The 17,428-nt window shown below is 67.9% G+C and carries 13 protein-coding genes; 6 read left to right on the top strand and 7 right to left on the bottom strand.

Annotation, left to right across the window (positions count from 1 at the left end):
• Positions 1-26 precede the first annotated feature (26 nt).
• The 3 genes from GGQ61_RS05045 to GGQ61_RS05035 form a co-directional block, all read right to left on the bottom strand.
• Positions 27-779, bottom strand: a complete 753-nt coding sequence (locus GGQ61_RS05045) for a DsbA family protein (RefSeq protein ID WP_183770242.1) — start codon at positions 777-779, stop codon at positions 27-29.
• A gap of 51 nt (positions 780-830) precedes the next feature.
• On the bottom strand, positions 831-2,234 hold the full coding sequence (locus GGQ61_RS05040; RefSeq protein ID WP_183770241.1) for a M48 family metalloprotease: 1,404 nt from the start codon (positions 2,232-2,234) through the stop codon (positions 831-833).
• Between the two features lie 116 nt (positions 2,235-2,350).
• A complete protein-coding gene (locus GGQ61_RS05035; protein WP_183770240.1) occupies positions 2,351-4,993 on the bottom strand; it encodes an Rne/Rng family ribonuclease in 2,643 nt (880 codons plus the stop codon).
• Between the two features lie 454 nt (positions 4,994-5,447).
• Here GGQ61_RS05035 and GGQ61_RS05030 point away from each other — a divergent pair, with 454 nt between their 5' ends.
• The 4 genes from GGQ61_RS05030 to GGQ61_RS05015 all read left to right on the top strand — a co-directional run bounded on the left by GGQ61_RS05030 (position 5,448) and on the right by GGQ61_RS05015 (position 11,112).
• A complete protein-coding gene (locus GGQ61_RS05030; RefSeq protein ID WP_343056032.1) occupies positions 5,448-6,608 on the top strand; it encodes an N-acetylmuramoyl-L-alanine amidase family protein in 1,161 nt (386 codons plus the stop codon).
• Between the two features lie 100 nt (positions 6,609-6,708).
• Positions 6,709-9,093, top strand: a complete 2,385-nt coding sequence (locus tag GGQ61_RS05025; protein ID WP_221220828.1) for a penicillin-binding protein 1A — start codon at positions 6,709-6,711, stop codon at positions 9,091-9,093.
• Between the two features lie 76 nt (positions 9,094-9,169).
• Positions 9,170-10,292 (top strand): peptide chain release factor 2 gene (prfB, locus tag GGQ61_RS05020; RefSeq protein WP_183770236.1). Its coding sequence is split into 2 segments (ribosomal slippage): positions 9,170-9,238 and positions 9,240-10,292, totalling 1,122 coding nucleotides; the frame shifts between segments, so codons are not numbered across the junction.
• Between the two features lie 112 nt (positions 10,293-10,404).
• On the top strand, positions 10,405-11,112 hold the full coding sequence (locus GGQ61_RS05015; protein WP_183770235.1) for a 2-phosphosulfolactate phosphatase: 708 nt from the start codon (positions 10,405-10,407) through the stop codon (positions 11,110-11,112).
• 3 nt (positions 11,113-11,115) lie between these two features.
• Here GGQ61_RS05015 and GGQ61_RS05010 read toward each other — a convergent pair whose 3' ends face one another.
• The 4 genes from GGQ61_RS05010 to tyrS all read right to left on the bottom strand — a co-directional run bounded on the left by GGQ61_RS05010 (position 11,116) and on the right by tyrS (position 14,790).
• A complete protein-coding gene (locus tag GGQ61_RS05010; RefSeq protein ID WP_183770232.1) occupies positions 11,116-11,550 on the bottom strand; it encodes a bactofilin family protein in 435 nt (144 codons plus the stop codon).
• Positions 11,531-12,694 carry a peptidoglycan DD-metalloendopeptidase family protein gene (locus GGQ61_RS05005; RefSeq protein WP_183770230.1) on the bottom strand — a complete coding sequence of 388 codons (1,164 nt, stop codon included), beginning with the start codon at positions 12,692-12,694 and terminating at the stop codon, positions 11,531-11,533. The genes GGQ61_RS05010 and GGQ61_RS05005 overlap by 20 nt, the downstream gene beginning before the upstream one ends.
• 293 nt (positions 12,695-12,987) lie before the next feature.
• Positions 12,988-13,452, bottom strand: coding sequence for a peroxiredoxin (locus GGQ61_RS05000; protein ID WP_183770227.1), 465 nt, complete (start codon positions 13,450-13,452; stop codon positions 12,988-12,990).
• Between the two features lie 9 nt (positions 13,453-13,461).
• Positions 13,462-14,790, bottom strand: coding sequence for a tyrosine--tRNA ligase (gene tyrS, locus GGQ61_RS04995; RefSeq protein WP_183770225.1), 1,329 nt, complete (start codon positions 14,788-14,790; stop codon positions 13,462-13,464).
• Positions 14,791-14,979: 189 nt separating this feature from the next.
• On the opposite strand from tyrS, the gene GGQ61_RS04990 reads away from it, so the two are divergent.
• Together GGQ61_RS04990 and GGQ61_RS04985 are read left to right on the top strand one after the other, a co-directional pair.
• Positions 14,980-16,092, top strand: coding sequence for an anhydro-N-acetylmuramic acid kinase (locus GGQ61_RS04990; protein ID WP_183770223.1), 1,113 nt, complete (start codon positions 14,980-14,982; stop codon positions 16,090-16,092).
• Between the two features lie 15 nt (positions 16,093-16,107).
• Positions 16,108-17,406 carry an amidohydrolase gene (locus GGQ61_RS04985; RefSeq protein ID WP_183770221.1) on the top strand — a complete coding sequence of 433 codons (1,299 nt, stop codon included), beginning with the start codon at positions 16,108-16,110 and terminating at the stop codon, positions 17,404-17,406.
• The last annotated feature ends 22 nt before the right edge of the window (positions 17,407-17,428 follow it).

The raw sequence follows: 17,428 nt of genomic DNA, 5'->3' as shown, positions 1-17,428 counted from the left end.
GCAAAGCCCGAGTTTTGCGAGGGGTCTTAGCCCTTGTCGATCTGCGGCGAGGGAACGGTCTTGAGCTTGCCGGTCTTTGCTTCGGCAATCGCCGCGCGCAGGGCCGGTATGTCCGCGCCAGGGATAATGCGGTCGCCGACGATGAAGGCGGGCGTGCCTTCGATGGCCAGGGCCTGGGCGAGCGCGCGGGTGTCGGCGATGTGCTTCTTGACCTCGGCGCTGGCGCCGCCGGCCCGGGCTGCGGCCGGATCAACGCCGACGGCGCGCAGATGCCGGTCGATCGCGGCCTCATCGAGGGCCTTCTCGGCCATGAAGCGCTCGAACAGCTCGATGTTCTTGGGCATTCCGGCCGGAGACAGGGCGACCTCGGCGGCGATATTGCTCTCGGCCCCGAAGATCGGGAATTCCTTGAATACGAAGCGGACGTCCGGGTTCTCCTTGATCAGCTTCAGCACCTCGGGCGCGCTGACCTTGCAGTAGCCGCAGCGGTAGTCGAAGAACTCCACGACGGTGACCGAGCCGTTCGGATTGGCGACGAAGTCGCGGGGATCGCGCTCCAACTGGTCGCGATACTTGGCGAGCGAGGCCTTGGCGGCTTCCTGGGCTGCGGCCTGCTTGTTTTCCTGCAGCTTCACGACCGCCTCCTCGATCACCTCTGGGTGGGCGAGCAGGTAGGCGCGGACCTTCTGGCCGAAGTCGTCCTCCTGCTTCTGGCAGGCGGCGAGGGGCAGGGCGAGGGCGGCGCAGGCGACGAGGACGCCGCGGGAAATCTTGGTCATGTCAGGCCAATTAGGTGAGAAGCGTGGCTTTGCGAAGGCCTTTCGGCGGGCTCAGCGCGAGGATCTGCGGTTGATCGAGCCCTCGGACGCGAGATCCTTGAGATCGTCCTTGCTGGGATTGGAGGTCAGGACGATGTCGGTGGCGCGGCGCCATTCGGGAGTGTCCTTGTCGAGCTTTTCGCGAGCGCGCATGGCGAAGATCCGCGCCTGGGTCGCATCGCCCGTCGCGAAGAAGTACTCGCCGGTGGCCAGGCGGGCGAGCCCCTCCTTGCCCTGCTTGTCGTAAGCCTGGGCCAGAATCCGCCAGGCGGTAGCGTTGTCGTGTTCCTGGGTCAGCGCCTTGCGCAGTTCGCCGACGCCTTCCTCGACCTTGGCCTTGTCCTCGAGCGCGATCAGCGTCTGGCCCAGATTGATGCGCAGCAGCGGCGCGTCGGGCTTCAGCTCGACCGACTTGCGTTGCGGGGCCTCGGCCTCCTGGGCGCGGCCGAACTCGAACAGCACCTGGCCCTTGAGCTCCCAGAGGTAGGGATTTTCCGGCTGCTCGGCGAGCAGGGCGTCGATGAGTTTCACCGACTGATCGGGCTGCTTCATCTGGTAGTAGGCGATGGCCCGGGCGTAGCGGGCCGGATAGGACTTGTCCTTCTCGTCGTACTTGGTGATGGCGACGGTCGGGTTGATGAACCCGTCCAGTTTCGCCTTCATGATCTCGTGCTCGGCGATCGCTTCCGGCGTGTCGGGCGTGTCGTAGTGGGCGTTCTGCTCGACCCGGTGGCGAAGCGCCTCGATCCGCGAGGACGACAGCGGGTGGGAGCGGAAGTAGGCGTAGCGGCGCGCCTCCTGGAAGACCTCCTGGTAACGGAAGTTGTCGAAGAACTCGACGAGGCCCTTACCCGAAAGGCCGGCGCGTTCGAGGATCGCGGCGCCGGCCTGGTCGGCGCGGCTTTCCTGTTCGCGGCTGTAGCCCATGGCGCCCAGGGTGCCGAAGTAGCTGGCGCTGCCGATCAGGCCGGCGGCGCCTTCGCCCGAACCAGCGAGCGCGGCGAGCACGCCGAGCCCCATGGTCAGCAGAAAGGGCTTCATGCCGGCCGAGGTCATCTCGCCCGAGCGGGCCGAGTGTCCGGCGGCCAAATGGCCGACTTCGTGCGCGATGACGCCCCGAAGCTGGTTCGGGTTTTCCGATTCGAGGATCAGTCCGGTGAAGACCCCCATGGCGCCGGGGCCGGCGAAGGCGTTCAGGTCCTTGGAGCCGATCAGCAGGATCTCGATCGACTTGGAGTCGACGCCGGCGGCCTTGAAGATCGGTTCGGAGTCCTTGCGAAGGATCTCTTCGATCTCGGTGTCGCGAATGAGCGACATGGCCTCTTCGGCGCGAACCGGCGCGGCCTGCAGCGACAGGCTCAGCGCCGTTACTGCGGCCAGAGCGATTCTCGAGACCGAACGGGCGGGGGAAACCATGCCGAACAACTCCAAGCGCCCCCCGCAAAGCCCCAGTGTTCGAAGCCTAACGCGCTTCAGACGGACTGGAAACCGGCTCGCAGAGGCGAGCCGGTCTCCGTTGTCACAGTCCGGGGTCAGCCCCGACGCCACCAGCCCTTCTTCGGGACCGGCGGCGGGGCGACGATCTCGTTCGGATCTGGCTGACGCGCGACCGGCGCAGGCGCCGGTGCGGGCTCAGACTCGGGTTCCGGAGCGGGAGCCGGCTCCGGAGCCGCCTCGACGACGGCCTCGGGGGCCGCTTCGATCACCGCCTCAGCGGCGGCGGCGGCCTTGGTGCGGCGCGCACGTGGCTTCCTGGCCGGCTTGGCCTCGGGCTCCGCGACAGGCTCGGCGACCGGTTCCGGTTCGGCGACGGCTTCCACAACCTCGCCGACCTCGACGATCTCGGGCGCTTCTGTGGTCACCTCTGCTTCGGCGGCCTCACCCGCTTCGGCCTTGCCGCGACCGCGACCGCGGCGCGAACGGCTCTTCTTCGGCTTGTCTTCGACCGCCGGCAGTTCGACCCAGACGTCCAGTTCGACGTGCGGCTGCTCGTCGCTCACGCTCGGCGCAGGAGCGATCACCTCGGCCGCTGCGGCCGGAGCAGGAGCGACGTCATTCGCCGGAGCGGGCGCCGGAGCGCGAGCCGCCGGGAAGTCTTCCGACGGATCGTGCCAGACAAAGGGATCGTCGCCGTACGGCACCCACGGGCGGGTCCAGGCGAACATGTCGGCCGGGCGACCGTCGTCACGCATCCGGCGACCGCCGCGGCGACCACGGCGGCGGCGGCGGCCGTCGCCGTCGCCATCGCGGTCTTCACGAGGCTCGCGGGCCGGGCGTTCGCCGCCCTCACGCGCTTCGACCGGCTCGCCATCACGGCGTCCGCGGCGGCGGCGGCGGCGGCCGCGACGGCCGTTGCGGTCGTCACCTTCGGCCTCGTGGTCCTGGAAGCGGTGCTCGGCCTCGTCGTCGTCGGTGGCCTCGCGCTCGATGTCGGCGTCTTCTTCGTCTTCCTCGACGTCTTCTTCGTCCTCAAACGCTTCGTCGTCGAAATCGTCTTCAACCGGCTGGTAGGGCTGCAGCGGGACGTGATGCACGGCCGCGTGCTCGGGCCGGGTCTCGCTGGCCGTGCGCTCGATCTCGTGATCGGCATGGGCCAGGGCGTCGTCGATCACGATGGTGATGAAGAGGCCCAGGCTCTCGTGGATGCGCGCCAGGTGGTTGCGCTTCTCATTGAGAATGTAGAGCCCGACGGCGCGCGGCAGCTTCAGGGTGGCTTCGCCGCCGCCCTTCAGGGCCTCGATCTCGACGGCGCGCAGAGCCGACAGGGCGCTCGACTCGACCGAACGCACGCGGCCGGTGCCGGCGCAATGTTCGCAGACGTGGGTCGTGCCCTCCAGCACGCCCGAGCGGCGGCGTTGGCGGCTTATTTCCATCAGGCCGAAGGTCGAGATCTTGCCCATCTGGACGCGGGCGCGATCGTCCTTCAGCGCGTCCTTCAGCTTCTTTTCGACGGCGCGATTGTTCTTGGCCTCATCCATGTCGATGAAGTCGATGACGATCAGGCCGGCGAGATCGCGCAGACGCAACTGGCGGGCGGCCTCTTCGGCCGCTTCCATGTTGGTCTTGAGGGCTGTGGCCTCGATGTTGCGCTCGCGCGTCGCGCGGCCGGAGTTCACGTCGATGGCGACCAGGGCTTCAGTCTGGTTGATCACCAGGTAGCCGCCCGAACGCAGGGGCACGACGGGCGAATAGATCTGCGAGAGGTGGTCCTCGACCCGGTGCTTCACGAACAGCGGAGTCGCTTCGCGGTACGGCTGCACCTTTTTGGCCTGGGACGGCATCAGCATGCGCATGAACTCGCGCGCTTCCTTGAAGCCGGCCTCGCCCTCGACCCAGACCTCGTCGATGTCCTTGTCGTAGAGGTCGCGGATGGTCCGCTTCACCAGGTCCTCTTCCTCGTAGATGAGGGCCGGGGCCACGGAGTGCAGCGTGGTGTCGCGAATGTTCTCCCACAGGCGCAGGAGATACTCGTAGTCGCGCTTGATCTCGGCCTTGGTGCGCTTGGCGCCGGCCGTGCGGACGATCAGCCCCATGCCTTCCGGCACGTCCAGGCTCTGGACCACGCCCTTCAGGCGCTTGCGGTCGGTGGCCGCGGTGATCTTGCGGCTGATGCCGCCGCCGCGGGCCGTGTTCGGCATCAAAACGCCGTAGCGGCCGGCCAGGGAGAGGTAGGTGGTCAGGGCCGCGCCTTTGTTGCCGCGCTCTTCCTTGACGACCTGGACCAGCATGATCTGCCGGCGGCGGATCACTTCCTGGATCTTGTAGCGGCGCATCAGCCGACGGCGGCGACGCGCGACTTCTTCTTCCATGACGTCGTCGTCGTCGGCGTCGACGGCGTCTTCGTCCTCGTCGTCGCCCGAACGGGCGCGCGATTCGACTTCGTCCTCTTCGTCGGCCTCTTCACGCATCAGCGCTTCGCGGTCGGCGACCGGGATCTGGTAGTAGTCGGGGTGGATTTCGTTGAAGGCCAGGAAGCCGTGGCGGTTGCCGCCGTACTCGATAAAGGCAGCCTGAAGCGACGGCTCAACGCGCGTCACCTTGGCGAGATAGATATTGCCTCTGAGTTGTTTTCGGTTCTGGCTCTCGAAATCGAATTCTTCAACACGCGGTCCGTCGACCACCACGACACGCGTCTCTTCGGCGTGTGCGGCGTCGATCAACATCTTCTTGGACATCAAGTACGTCTCCGAGGCGCGCCGCGAACTCTCGGCTCGGGCGCCGCCGGTCTGTCAGGAGGGCGCGCACGCCACCGCCCATCGCAATGCCGAAAGCGGCAAGGCGGGCGGTAGGCCGAAATTGGGCTCGAGCGGCGCTGCCCATTGGTGTGTTCCCAGGCGCGCCTAACGTTAAGCGCGGATCGGATGGCGCGTGGTCGCCGAATGAGGCGAAGCCGACGCGGGGTTGTGTCACGCGGGCCGCAACCTTGCGACGCAAGGCGCGCACGGTCCAGCGCGGGGCGGACATTGCAACACTGGAGGCGAAAAGGAAAGCCGCCGCGCCGCAATGCGGTGGCGTAAGTAGACGGTTAACCGTTTGTCCACGCCACTGCGGTCTATATGGGTGTGACGGTATAGAATGTGTAACGGGGCTGCGCGTATGGGCGGCAGGTTCAGGATCGGCGGACGAAGCGTGCTGGCGGCTGTCGGCGCAGTGGTCTGCTGCCTGGCGATCGTCGCCGGAGCGCAGGCCGCAGGGGCCAAGGCCGACATTCTTAAGGTGCGCCTGGGCGGCGACCGCGCCGAAACCCGCATCGTCATCGATCTCGACAAGTCGGCGACCGGCAAGGTGGCCTCCGACGGGCAGGGCGACCGGCGAGTCGTCGTTAACCTGCCGGGCGTGTCGGTCGACAGCCAGCTGCAGGGCGGCGGGCTCGGTTTGGTGAAGGCCTGGGTCGTGGACGACGCCGCCGGCGGCGCGCGCCTGCGCATCGACCTGGCCGACGACGCGGTGATCAAGCGCCGCTTCCTGCTTCCGCCGGCCGACGGCGTCGCCAACTATCGCTATGTGATCGACCTGTCGTCCAAGGCGCCGTCGGGCGTGAAGGTCGCACAGGCGTCGGCCGGTCCGCGCTTCATCTCAGCGCCGGTCAAGTCGACCAAGGTCGCGCTGCCCCTCAAGAAGGTCATCGTCATCGACGCCGGCCACGGCGGCAAGGATCCCGGCACCAAGGGCGCTGAGGGCAACGAAAAGGACGTCACCCTGGCCGCAGCCCGGGCGCTGAAGAGCCAGCTGGAAAAGAGCGGCCGCTACAAGGTCGTGATGACCCGCGACGCCGACGTCTATGTCGACCACGCCGTGCGCGTGCAGATCGCCCGCCGGGCCGACGCCGACCTGTTCATCTCGCTGCACGCCGATTCCGGCACCGACCCGTCGCTTCGCGGCGCCAGCGTCTATACGCTGGCCGACCGCGCTACGGCTCGCTCGGCCAAGTTCGTCAGCAAGGACGACTGGTTCATGCAAGCCGGCAGCCATGGTGATCATGGGGTTTCGACCATCCTGCTGGACCTGACCCAACGCATGACCCGCAATCGATCGGCGACCTTCGCCGAGGTGCTGCTGGAACGGGTCAGCGACCATCAGCCGCTGCTGCGCCGCAGCCACCGCGAGGCGGGCCTGGCGGTGCTGCTGGCTCCAGACGTGCCGGCTGTTCTGCTGGAAATGGGCTTCCTGACCAACGCCGCCGACGAGGCCGTGCTGCGCGATCCGGGCAAGCGCACCCGGCTGATGGGTTCGGTCGCCGAGGCCATCGACGACTACTTCGGCCAGCCGACCAAGCTCGCCTCGAACTGACGCCGCCGCGCCACGCCGACGCAGGGCCGTTGGCGCCCGGCGCGATGCACGCTAGACCAGCCTTTAGCGGACGGGGCGCGCCCCGCGGAGGTCGGTCAGTTTGAAGCCCCCCGAGAGATGGATCGCGATCGCCGGCGTGACCGTGCTGAGCGCAGTCGCGCTGGCGGGATTCGCCATCGCCATCTATGCCGCCTGGCTGTTCCACGACATGCCCGACGCCGCCGACCTGGCCGACTATCGTCCGCCCACCGCGACGCGTGCGTACGCCTGGGACGGGGTGCTTATCGGCGAGTTTTCGCGCGAACGCCGCATCTACGTGCCGTACGACAACATGCCCCCGCAGTTGGCCCAGGCGTTTCTGGCCGCTGAGGACCGTAACTTCTTCAGCCACGGCGGCGTCGACGCCATGGGCCTGACCCGGGCCATGATGAAGAACGTTATGAACGCGGTGAACGGCCGCCGCCTCGAGGGCGGCTCGACCATCACGCAACAGGTCGCCAAGAACGTCCTGCTCACCAGCGAGGCGACGGTCGGGCGCAAGCTCAAGGAAGCCATCCTGGCGGGGCGGCTGGAGAAGACGCTGAACAAGGAGCAGATCCTCGAACTCTATCTGAACGAGATCTGGCTGGGCTATCGCTCCTATGGCGTCGGCGCGGCCGCCTACAACTATTTCGGCAAGTCGATCAGCGACCTGACCCTGGCCGAGAGCGCCTATCTCGCCTCGCTGCCCAAGGGGCCGGACAACTACCACCCGATCCGCCGCAAGGCGCAGGCGATGGCCCGCCGCAACTGGGTGCTGGACCAGATGGCCGAGCTCGGCTGGGTGAGCCGCGCCGAGGCCGAAGCCGCCAAGCGCGAGGACCTGAAGGTCCAGAAGGCGCCGACCCGCGCCAAGTACCGCGACGCCGACTTCTTCGTCGAGGAAGTGCGTCGGCGGGGCCTGGCGACCATGGGCCAGCGTCTGAACGAGGGCGGCTACTACATGCGCACCACCCTCGACCCGGAGCTGCAGACGGCGGCTCGGGTGGCGCTGATGAACGGCCTGGAACAGTACGACCGCCGCCACGGCTGGCGCGGCGCCTGGGGCCACGTCGACACCGCCGAGGGCTGGGAAGCGGTCGCCAAGCAGAAGAGCCCGCCCTCGGAACGACGCGCCTGGCGCGCGGCGCTGGTCACCGACGTCTCGGGCGGCAATGTCCGGGTGCGCGTGGCGGGCGAGGGGACCACGGGCTCGATCGTCGGTCAGGACGTGGCGTGGGCGCGGGCCGGCAAGGGCTTGCGGTCCGGCGACCTGGTGTTCGTCGAGCCGGTCGAGGGCGGCGGCGGCTTCCGGCTGCGTCAGATCCCGGCGGTCAACGGCGCGCTGGTGGCGATGGAGCCCTATTCCGGCCGGGTGCTGGCGATGGTGGGCGGCTACTCGCTCTCGCTGTCGAACTTCAACCGCGCGACCCAGGCGATGCGTCAGCCCGGCTCGGCGTTCAAGCCGATCGTCTACGCCGCGGCGCTGGAGAACGGCTACACGCCGTCCAGCGTGGTGATGGACTCGGCGATCACCCTGCGCGGCGCCGGCGGCCAAGACTGGACGCCTGAGAACTACAACCGCCGCTACTATGGCGCGCTCACCCTGCGGCGAGGCCTGGAGCTGTCGCGCAACGCGATGACCGTGCGTCTGGCCCAGGGCGTGGGCATGCGCAAGATCAGCGACTTGGCCGTCAAGATGGGCGTCGCCAAGCGCATGGACAACGTCCTGGCCATGGCGCTCGGCGCCGGCGAGACCACGCCGTTCAAGCTCACGGCGGCCTATGCGTCGTTCGTCAATGGCGGGCGGCGGGTCGAGCCGCATCTGATCGAGCTGGTCCAGGACCGCAACGGCGAGACGATCTTCCGCGCCGACAAGCGCGATTGCCCGCGCTGCCTGGCCGGCTTCAATGGCGACGAGAGCCCGCGGATCGCACCGGGCGGCGAGCAGGTCATGGACCCGATCACGGCCTATCAGGTGACCTCGATGCTGCAGGGCGTGGTCCAGCGCGGCACGGCGACTTCGGCGCTGGTGCTAAACCGTCCGGTGGGCGGAAAGACCGGGACCACCAACGAGTACCGCAGCGCCTGGTTCGTCGGCTTCACGCCGCAGATCGTGGCTGGGGTGTTCGTCGGCTTCGACGACAACCGCAGCCTGGGCGAGGGCGAGACCGGCACCCAGGCCGCAGTGCCGATCTTCATCGAGTTCATGCAGGCCGCAACCAAGGACCTGCCGAAGGACGAGTTCAAGGCGCCGAAAAACGCCAAGTTCGCGACCGTGCGCGGCATCCGCGAGGCGTTCCGGCCCGGCACCGAGCCGAAGGTGGTCGTGGCCCCGGCCGGCGGCATGCCGGTAGGCGGGCCCCAGCCGTACAACCAAGTCTGGCCGGACGGACAGCTGACCAGCCCGGCCCCGGCGGCTGCGCCTCCGCCGAAGAAGCAGGACGACATGAGCGGGCTCTACTAGCGCCCGCCATTGTCATGCGCCGCCGCGCGCGCTATCTGCCCCGACTTCCAGAGTTTTTCTGGTTTCGGAGATTCCCATGAGAGCGGATGTCGAGGCCTCGAAGGCCGACATCGAGCAGTCGATCGAACTGCTCAGGAGGCGACTTTGACTGGGAACCGGCCCTAAGAAAGCTCGATGAGCTGAACGCCCGCGTCGAAGACCCCACCCTGTGGGACGATGCGGCCGCCGCTCAGGCGATCACCCGCGAACGGTCCAAGCTGGCCGCCTCCGTGGAGGCGGTGCAGTCGCTTGAGCGCGATCTGGCCGATGCGGTCGGCTATGCCGAGATGGCTGACGAGGAGGGCGATGAAGCCACCCTCAACGAGGCCCGCGAGCAGCTGAAGGCGATCAAGGAACGCGCGGCCCGCGCCGAGCTGGAAGCGCTGCTGTCCGGCGAGGCCGACGGCAACGACGCCTTCATGGAAATCAACTCCGGCGCGGGCGGCACCGAGTCCAACGACTGGGCCGGAATGCTGATGCGGATGTACACCCGCTGGGCCAACGCCCACGGGATGAGCGTCGACTTCCTCGAAGAAACCGCGGGCGAACAGGCGGGCATCAAGTCGGTCACCCTGCAGATCAAGGGACCGAACGCCTATGGCTGGCTGAAGACCGAGGCGGGCGTCCACCGCCTGGTGCGGATCTCGCCCTACGACGCCGCCGCCAAGCGCCACACGAGCTTCGCCTCGGTCTGGGTCTATCCGGTGGTCGACGACACCATCGAGATCGACATCAACCCGGCCGACGTGCGCACCGACACCTACCGCGCTTCTGGCGCCGGCGGTCAGCACATCAACAAGACCGACTCCGCCGTCCGCCTGACCCACGCCCCGACCGGCGTGGTGGTGGCCTGTCAGAGCGGCCGCTCGCAGCATCAGAACCGCGAGGAAGCCTGGAAGATGCTGCGCGCGAGGCTCTATGAACTGGAGCTGCAGAAGCGCGAGGCCGAGGCCGCCGCCCTGAACGAGCAGAAGACCGATATCGGTTGGGGTCATCAGATCCGCAGCTACGTTCTGCAGCCGTATCAGATGGTGAAGGACCTGCGGACCAACGTCGAAACCTCCGACACCCAAGGGGTGCTGGACGGCGACCTCGACGAGTTCATGGGCGCCTCGCTCGCCCAGCGCGTCGGCAACACCCGCGAGGGGGCGGAGGCCTAGCCTCCGCGATCCGCCACGCAGCGTCGCCCCCGGGCCCGCTGCCTGCGCGCGGCCATGGCGACGTTTGCATTCGCGCCCGGATCGGCGTTCGATCACGGCCGGAGGCCGCGTGATGCAGAAGGTTCATTGCGAGTGGGGGCTGAAGGGCGTCGAACTGCTGCGGGACCGCGTTGCGGTCGTGGTTGTCGTCGACGTGCTGTCGTTCTCGACGGCGGTCGACGTGGCGGTGCATCGGCAGGCGCGAATCCATCCCTTCCCGTATGGCGACGAGGACGCCGCCCGGGCCGAGGCCGAGCGGGTTGGCGCGCGGCTGGCGGCCAGCCGCAAGGCCGGGGGGCAACTGAGCCTTTCGCCGGCCAGCCTGATGAAGCTCAATCCGGGCGAGCGGCTGTTGCTGCCGTCGCCGAACGGTTCGCGACTGTCGCTGGCCTGCGGGCGGGCAAAGGTGCTGGCCGGCTGCCTGCGCAACGCCGCGGCGGTGGCCGCCAAGGCGGTGATGCTGGCCGAAGGGCGGGACATTGCGGTCGTACCGGCCGGAGAGCTCTGGCCTGACGGTTCGCTGCGGCCGGCGATCGAAGACCTGCTGGGGGCCGGGGCGGTGATCGAGGCGATCGGATTCGACGGCGAGCCGGAGGCGGTCGTCGCCCGCCACGCGTTCCTGAGCGCCCGGCCGCACCTGGAGGCGACCTTGCGGACCTGCCGGTCGGGCGTGGAGTTGATCGAGAAGGAACACGCTCTCGACGTCGACATCGCCGCCGAGCTGAACGTCAGCCATTGCACGCCGATGCTGAAGAACGGCGCCTATGAGAACGTAGCCTAGGCCTCAGGCGCTCTGGACTTCGGGTTCGGGCGCAGCGAGGGCTACCGGGGCCGGGCGCTGGAACTTCAGGCTGCGGCCCTGGAAGAAGGCGCCGGTCTCGACCGACAGCTGCTCGTGGGTGATGTCGCCGTCGACATAGGCGGTGCCGAACAGGCGCACCTGCTTGGCGGTCACCGTGCCGATGATGCGGCCGCGAACGTCGATGCTCTCGGCCTGGACCGAGCCTTCGATATGGCCGGTGTCACCGAGGGTCAGGCGGCCGACGCGGACGTCGCCGCGGATCACGCCGTCCACGTGCAGTTCGCCCTCGCCGACGATGCCGCCTTCGAGGGTGAGGTCCTGGCTGATGAGGGAGGCCGGCTTGGGTGCCTTGCGTTCGCTGGTCGCCGACAGAGGGGCGTCGGGAGCCTTCTGCGGCTTAACCGCCTTGGAGAACATAATCGCCAGCCTTTACGAAACGCGACGGGTTCTGGGCCCTGCCATTGACCCAGACCTCGTAGTGCAGGTGCGGCCCCGTGGACCGGCCCGTGGAGCCCATGCCGCCGATGCGGGTCCCGACCGCCACGCGATCGCCCGGGCGCACGCCGATGGCCTGCAGGTGGGCGTAACGGGTTTTGAAGCCTCGGCCGTGGTCGATCTCGATGGTGTTGCCATAGCCGGAGCGTACGCCGGTGAACGACACCACACCGGGCGCGGTCGAATAGATCGGCGTGTTGGTCGGACCGGCGAAGTCGAGGCCCGAATGGAAAGCAGGCCGGCGAGTGAAGGGGTCGAAGCGGACGCCGTAGCTGCTGGTCTGCGGCGTCGCCGTGGTCGGTCGAGCAAAAGGCAACTTGGCGGCGGCGTCGACCAGAGCCCCGGCTTCCGAGAGATTGGTCGCGGCGTGCTGGATCCGTTCGGCGAACTCCTCGTCGACGTCGAGCACGGCGGCCAGGGCGCGGGGATCCTTGGCCTCGATCAGCGGGCCGCCGAGCGAGCCGCCCTTTGGCACGTAGGAGGAAGGGGTCAGGCCGGCGAGGCGGAAAGCCAGCCGCAGACGGTCTGCGCGGGTCTTGGCGAAGTCGTCGGCGGCGTCGATCAGGCGTTCCTGACCGGCGCGGACGAGTTCTATGCGGCGGAGCGGGCCGACCTCGTCCGAGGCGCTGGTGGCCTTCGCGATCGCGGGCGCCAGCGCAGCCTGGGCTCCCGGCTGGCCTTTGAACTCGGTCAGCAGCATGGCGAGCGCGGCGTGGCGGTTCTCGACGCTCGCGGCCAGTGCGCCGATGCCGCCCTCGGCCTGGTTGAGCTGGACCATGGCGCTGTTCAGGCGGGCTTCTCGGTCGGCGACGAGGCGCTCGGACTTGGCCTGCATGCGAGCCAGCTGCTGGTCATGGCTGGAGACGGCCATCGCATTGACCATCATCGCCGCAGTGCTGACGCCCATCCACAGCGCGCCGGCGGCGACCCCTCCGGCGATCGCCATCTGGCGGCCGGTGGTCAGGACGAAGGAACGCATTTCACCGCCGGAGCGGATGTAGAGGTGCCGCTCTGGGAACAGCTCTACAAGCGATCGGCGAAGGCGCGCGAAGCGTGTCATTCTCACCGTATCGGTTACGAACTCGGGGAAACGGCGCGATATGCAATGAGAATTGGCGCGCGTGCAAGCGTCTTCACGCTGCAACGTAGGCTAGCCGAGCGGTGAACCAGTTTCGCTGATCGTGGTTAACAAGGCCTGAATAGCCACGCTAGACCATCGCAGTATGCAGCCCCTAACCTTGGCTGATAAAGGCTCGGCGCGACAAATCTACAACAGCGGCGAGGGCGGCGGGTTCCGCGGGACGGCCGTGTCAAGGCGACGCGCTGCGGCGAGCGGCCGCAGCGCGTCAAGCTTAACAATCAAAGGGATTGCGCAGCTCTCAGTACTTCGGCCGCGTGGCCGGGAACGCGGACCTTGCGCCAAATTCGCGCCAATTTACCGTCTGCGCCGATCAGGAAGGTCGAGCGATCGATGCCCATGTACTTGCGACCGTACATGTTCTTTTCGACCCAGGCTCCGTAGGCCTCGATCATCGTCCCTTCCGGGTCCGAGGCCAGCGGCACGGCAAGGTCGTATTTGGCTGTAAACTTCGCGTGACTGGCGACGCTGTCCTTGGAGACCCCCAGCAGTGCAACGCCGGCCTGGGCGAATTCTGCGGCCAGGGCGGTGAACTCCTGCGCCTCCTTGGTGCAGCCGGAGGTGTCGTCCTTCGGATAGAAATAGACGACCAGCGGCTTGCCGGCGAAGTCGGCGAGCTTCACCGGGCCTTGCGCACCCTGCAGTTCGAAGTCGGGGGCGGCGGAGCCCTCGGTCAGTGCGGACATGTCGTGCTCCTAGACCGGTTTCACCAGGATGATCTTCTTCTTGCCTGCGGCCAGCTTGACCACGCCGTCAACGAGGTCCGCCTTGGTGATCATGCGGCCCGCATCCGCCTCGGCCTTGTCGTTGACCCGCAGGCCGCCGCCCTGGGCCAGGCGGCGGGCCTCGCCGCGCGAGCCGGCCAAGCCGGCGTCGGCGGCCAGCGCAGCCAGCATGATCCCGGCTTCGAGCTCGGCCGACGGCACCTCGTGGGTCGGCATGTCGCCGGACACCGAACCGACCTCGAAGGCCACCCGCGCGGCCTCGGCGGCCGCAGCGGCGGCTTCCTCCCCGTGCAGCATGCGGGTGGTCTCGTTGGCGAGCGCCTTTTTGGCCTCGTTGATATCGGCGCCCTGCATCGCTTCGTAGCGGGCGATCTCGTCCAGCGGCAGGTCGGTGAACAGGCGCATGAATCGGCCGACGTCGGCGTCCTCGGTGTTGCGCCAGAACTGCCAGTAGTCGTAGGGGCTCCGCATGTCGGCGTTGAGCCAGACCGCGCCGCCGACCGTCTTGCCCATCTTCTGGCCCGAAGCGGTGGAGAGCAGGGGGGTGGTCAGGCCGAAGGCCGGCTTCTGATCGACGCGGCGGATCAGCTCCACCCCGTTGACGATGTTTCCCCACTGGTCCGAGCCGCCCATCTGCAGCAGGCAGCCGTGGCTGCGCTCGAGCTCCAGGAAGTCGACCGACTGCATCAGCATGTAGTTGAATTCGAGGAAGGTCATCGGCTGCTCCCGCTCGAGCCGCGCCTTGACGCTGTCGAAAGCCAGCATGCGGTTGACCGTGAAGTGGACCCCGTAGTTCCGCAGGAACTCGACGTAGCCGAACTTGGACAGCCACTCGTCGTTGTCGACCATGATCGCGTCCGTCGGGCCGTCGCCGAAGGTCAGGAACCGCTGGAAGGTGCCCTTGATGGTGGCGATGTTGTCCTGGATCTGCTCGTGGGTGAGCAGCGGGCGCTGGCCGTCCTTGTCGGTCGGGTCGCCGACCTTGGTGGTGCCCCCGCCCATGAGCACGATCGGCTTGTGGCCGGCCTGCTGCAGTCGGCGCAGCATCATGATCTGAATCATGTGGCCGACGTGCAGAGATGCGGCGGTGGCGTCGAAGCCGATATAGGCCGTGATCGCCCCCTTGGCGGCGGCTTCGTCGAGCTCGACCGGATGGGTGATCTGATGAATGTAGCCGCGTTCCTGCATGGTGCGCAGGAACTCGGACTTGAACGGCTGTTCGGACATGGGGCGTTCTTCTGGCGTCGGGGATTCAGAGGCGCGCTCTAACACGCGATTGTCTGTGATTTCGAGGGACATCTGACAGGCTCCTAGGCGGCTGCTAGCCGGAGACCGTCTTTTTCTGGGATGCGGGCGCCGACCATTACAGGTGGCGCAAGAGATCGATCCGCGCCTGCTCTAGGGCAGGCGGTAATAGCGGCCGGCGATGACAGCGCGGATGATCATGGGCTCTAGCTACGGCCCGCACGCCGTGGCAGTCAAGCTGGCATGCGAGTTCTGGGCTTCATGACCGGCACGTCCCTCGACGCCTGCGACATGGCGATCCTGGAGACCGACGGCGAGACGATCTTCGCCTTCGGGCCGGCCGGCGAGCGCAAGCTGAGCGAGGAAACTCGCGCGGCGGTGCTGGAGGCGACGCATGCGGCGATGGCCTGGGAGCGGGGCGAACCGGAGCCGGACTCGTTCGCGCCGGCGGCCGAGGCGGTGGCCCGCGAGCACTTCGCCGCGGCTGAGGAATTCCTGGCCCAGAACGGACTGGGCTGGTCCGACATCGACCTGATCGGCATGCACGGCCAGACGGTGCTGCACGAGCGGCCGCAGGACGGCGTGGTCGGGCGCACGGTGCAACTGGGCGACGGTCAATGGCTGGCCGACGCGTGCGGCGTGCCGGTGGCTTTCGATTTCCGCACCGCCGACGTGGCCGCAGGCGGGGAGGGCGCGCCGCTGGCGCCGATCTACCACCTCGCCCGGGCCAAGAGCGCTGGCATGTCCGCGCCGCTGGCGGTGCTTAACGTCGGCGGCGTCGCCAATGTCACCTTCTGGTCGGGCGGCGAGGACATCGCGGCCTTCGACACCGGCCCCGGCAACGGCATGATCGACCTCTTGATGCAGTCGCGCGGCGCCGGCCGTTTCGACGAAGGCGGCAAGTACGCCAGCGTCGGCCAGGCCGACGAAGTGGTGCTGAGCGGCCTGCTGGCGCATCCGTATTTCCAGGCGCCGCCGCCCAAGTCGCTGGACCGCTACGACTTCTCGCTGGAGCCGCTGGAGCCGCTGCGGCTGGAGGACGCCGCCGCGACCCTGGTGGCGTTCACGGCCGAGGCGCTGAAGCTCGGCTTCGGCGTCATGGGCGGATCGCCCACCGAGCTGATCGTCTGCGGCGGCGGACGGCGCAATCCGACCCTGATGGCGGCCTTCGCCGAGCGGCTGGACGTGCCGGTGACCACGGCCGAGGATCACGGCTGGCGCGGCGACTCGATCGAGGCCGAGGCCTTCGCCTATCTGGCGGCGCGCACCGCGCGGGGGCTGCCGATCTCGTTTCCCAAGACCACCGGCGTCGCTGCGCCGATGACTGGCGGGCGCATCGTCCGCCCGAACCGCTAGAGTTTAGGAGCTTACATGTCGAAACGGGTTTGGCTGGCGGGCGTCGCCGCGGTTGTGGCGATGACGGGGAGCGCGTCGGCGCAGGACGCGCCGGCGGCCAAACCTTATGACGCGGCGGTGTTCGCCCGGGCCGCGGCGCTGCAGCCGAAGGTGATCGCCTGGCGGCGGGACTTCCATGAGCATCCGGAGCTGTCGAACAGCGAGGTTCGCACCGCCAAAATCGTCGCCGACCATCTGCGCAAGCTGGGCCTGGAAGTGCGCACTGGCGTCGGCAAGACCGGCGTGGTCGGTATCTTGAAGGGCGGCAAGCCCGGCAAGGTCGTCGCCCTGCGCGCCGACATGGACGCCTTGCCGGTGGCCGAACAGACCGGCCTGCCGTTCGCCTCGAAGGCGACGGGCAAGTATCTCGGCCAGACGGTGCCGGTGATGCATGCCTGCGGCCACGACAGCCACGTCGCGATCCTGATGGGCACGGCCGAGGTCCTGGCCGGCATGAAGGACCAGATCGAAGGCACGGTGGTCTTCATCTTCCAACCGGCCGAGGAAGGCCCGCCTCCGGGCGAGGAGGGCGGCGCGCCGCTGATGGTCAAGGAAGGCGTGCTGACCAGCCCGAAGGTCGACGCGATCTTCGGCCTGCACGCGTTCCCCGGCCCGGTCGGCATGCTGGTCTGGCGTCCAGGTCCGATGATGGCCGCCTCCGACCGCTTCGAGATCCATCTGAAGGGCAAGCAGGCGCACGGTTCGATGCCGTGGCAAGGCATCGACATGTCGTCGCTGACCGCCGACATCGTCACCGCCTTCAACCAGATCACCTCGCGCCAGATCAACGTCTCCAAGACCCCGACGGTGTTGACCATCGCCACTCTGCAGGGCGGCATGCGCTACAACATCATCCCCGAAGACATGACCATGACCGGGACGCTGCGGACCTTCGATCCGGGCATGCGCACCGACGTGATGGCCCGCGCCGACAAGGCTGTGGCCTCGATCACCGAGCGCTACGGCGCCACCGGCAAGATCGACTGGGGCCAGCCCAATCCGGTGACCGACAACAACCGCGCGCTCTCGGCGCAGATGAAGCCGACCCTGACGCGTGCGGCCCAGGGCAAGGTCGCCGACGACATCGACTACATCATGGGCGCCGAGGACTTCTCGTACTTCCAGAAGGAGATCCCGGGTTTCTTCTATCACCTGGGCGTCGGCGCCCCGAAGGGCGGCAACCACTCGCCGTTCTTCGATGTCGACGAAAAGGCGATGGAGACGGGCGTGCGCGCCCAGGCGCTGCTTGCGCTGGATTACCTCGCGGCGAAGTAGCCAAAGAAAAAGGCCGGGGCTG

This window comes from Phenylobacterium haematophilum, assembly GCF_014196295.1.
Lineage (GTDB): Bacteria > Pseudomonadota > Alphaproteobacteria > Caulobacterales > Caulobacteraceae > Phenylobacterium > Phenylobacterium haematophilum.
Note: the sequence above shows the minus strand (reverse complement) of the source record. Positions and strands in the feature narration are given on the sequence as shown.

Coding starts and splice junctions, on each gene's coding strand:
- GGQ61_RS05045 (WP_183770242.1), bottom strand. CDS start 779: ATGACCAAGATTTCCCGCGGCGTCCTCGTCGCCTGCGCCGCCCTCGCC.
- GGQ61_RS05040 (WP_183770241.1), bottom strand. CDS start 2,234: ATGGTTTCCCCCGCCCGTTCGGTCTCGAGAATCGCTCTGGCCGCAGTA.
- GGQ61_RS05035 (WP_183770240.1), bottom strand. CDS start 4,993: ATGTCCAAGAAGATGTTGATCGACGCCGCACACGCCGAAGAGACGCGT.
- GGQ61_RS05015 (WP_183770235.1), top strand. CDS start 10,405: ATGCAGAAGGTTCATTGCGAGTGGGGGCTGAAGGGCGTCGAACTGCTG.
- GGQ61_RS05010 (WP_183770232.1), bottom strand. CDS start 11,550: ATGTTCTCCAAGGCGGTTAAGCCGCAGAAGGCTCCCGACGCCCCTCTG.
- GGQ61_RS05000 (WP_183770227.1), bottom strand. CDS start 13,452: ATGTCCGCACTGACCGAGGGCTCCGCCGCCCCCGACTTCGAACTGCAG.
- tyrS (WP_183770225.1), bottom strand. CDS start 14,790: ATGTCCCTCGAAATCACAGACAATCGCGTGTTAGAGCGCGCCTCTGAA.
- GGQ61_RS04990 (WP_183770223.1), top strand. CDS start 14,980: ATGCGAGTTCTGGGCTTCATGACCGGCACGTCCCTCGACGCCTGCGAC.
- GGQ61_RS04985 (WP_183770221.1), top strand. CDS start 16,108: ATGTCGAAACGGGTTTGGCTGGCGGGCGTCGCCGCGGTTGTGGCGATG.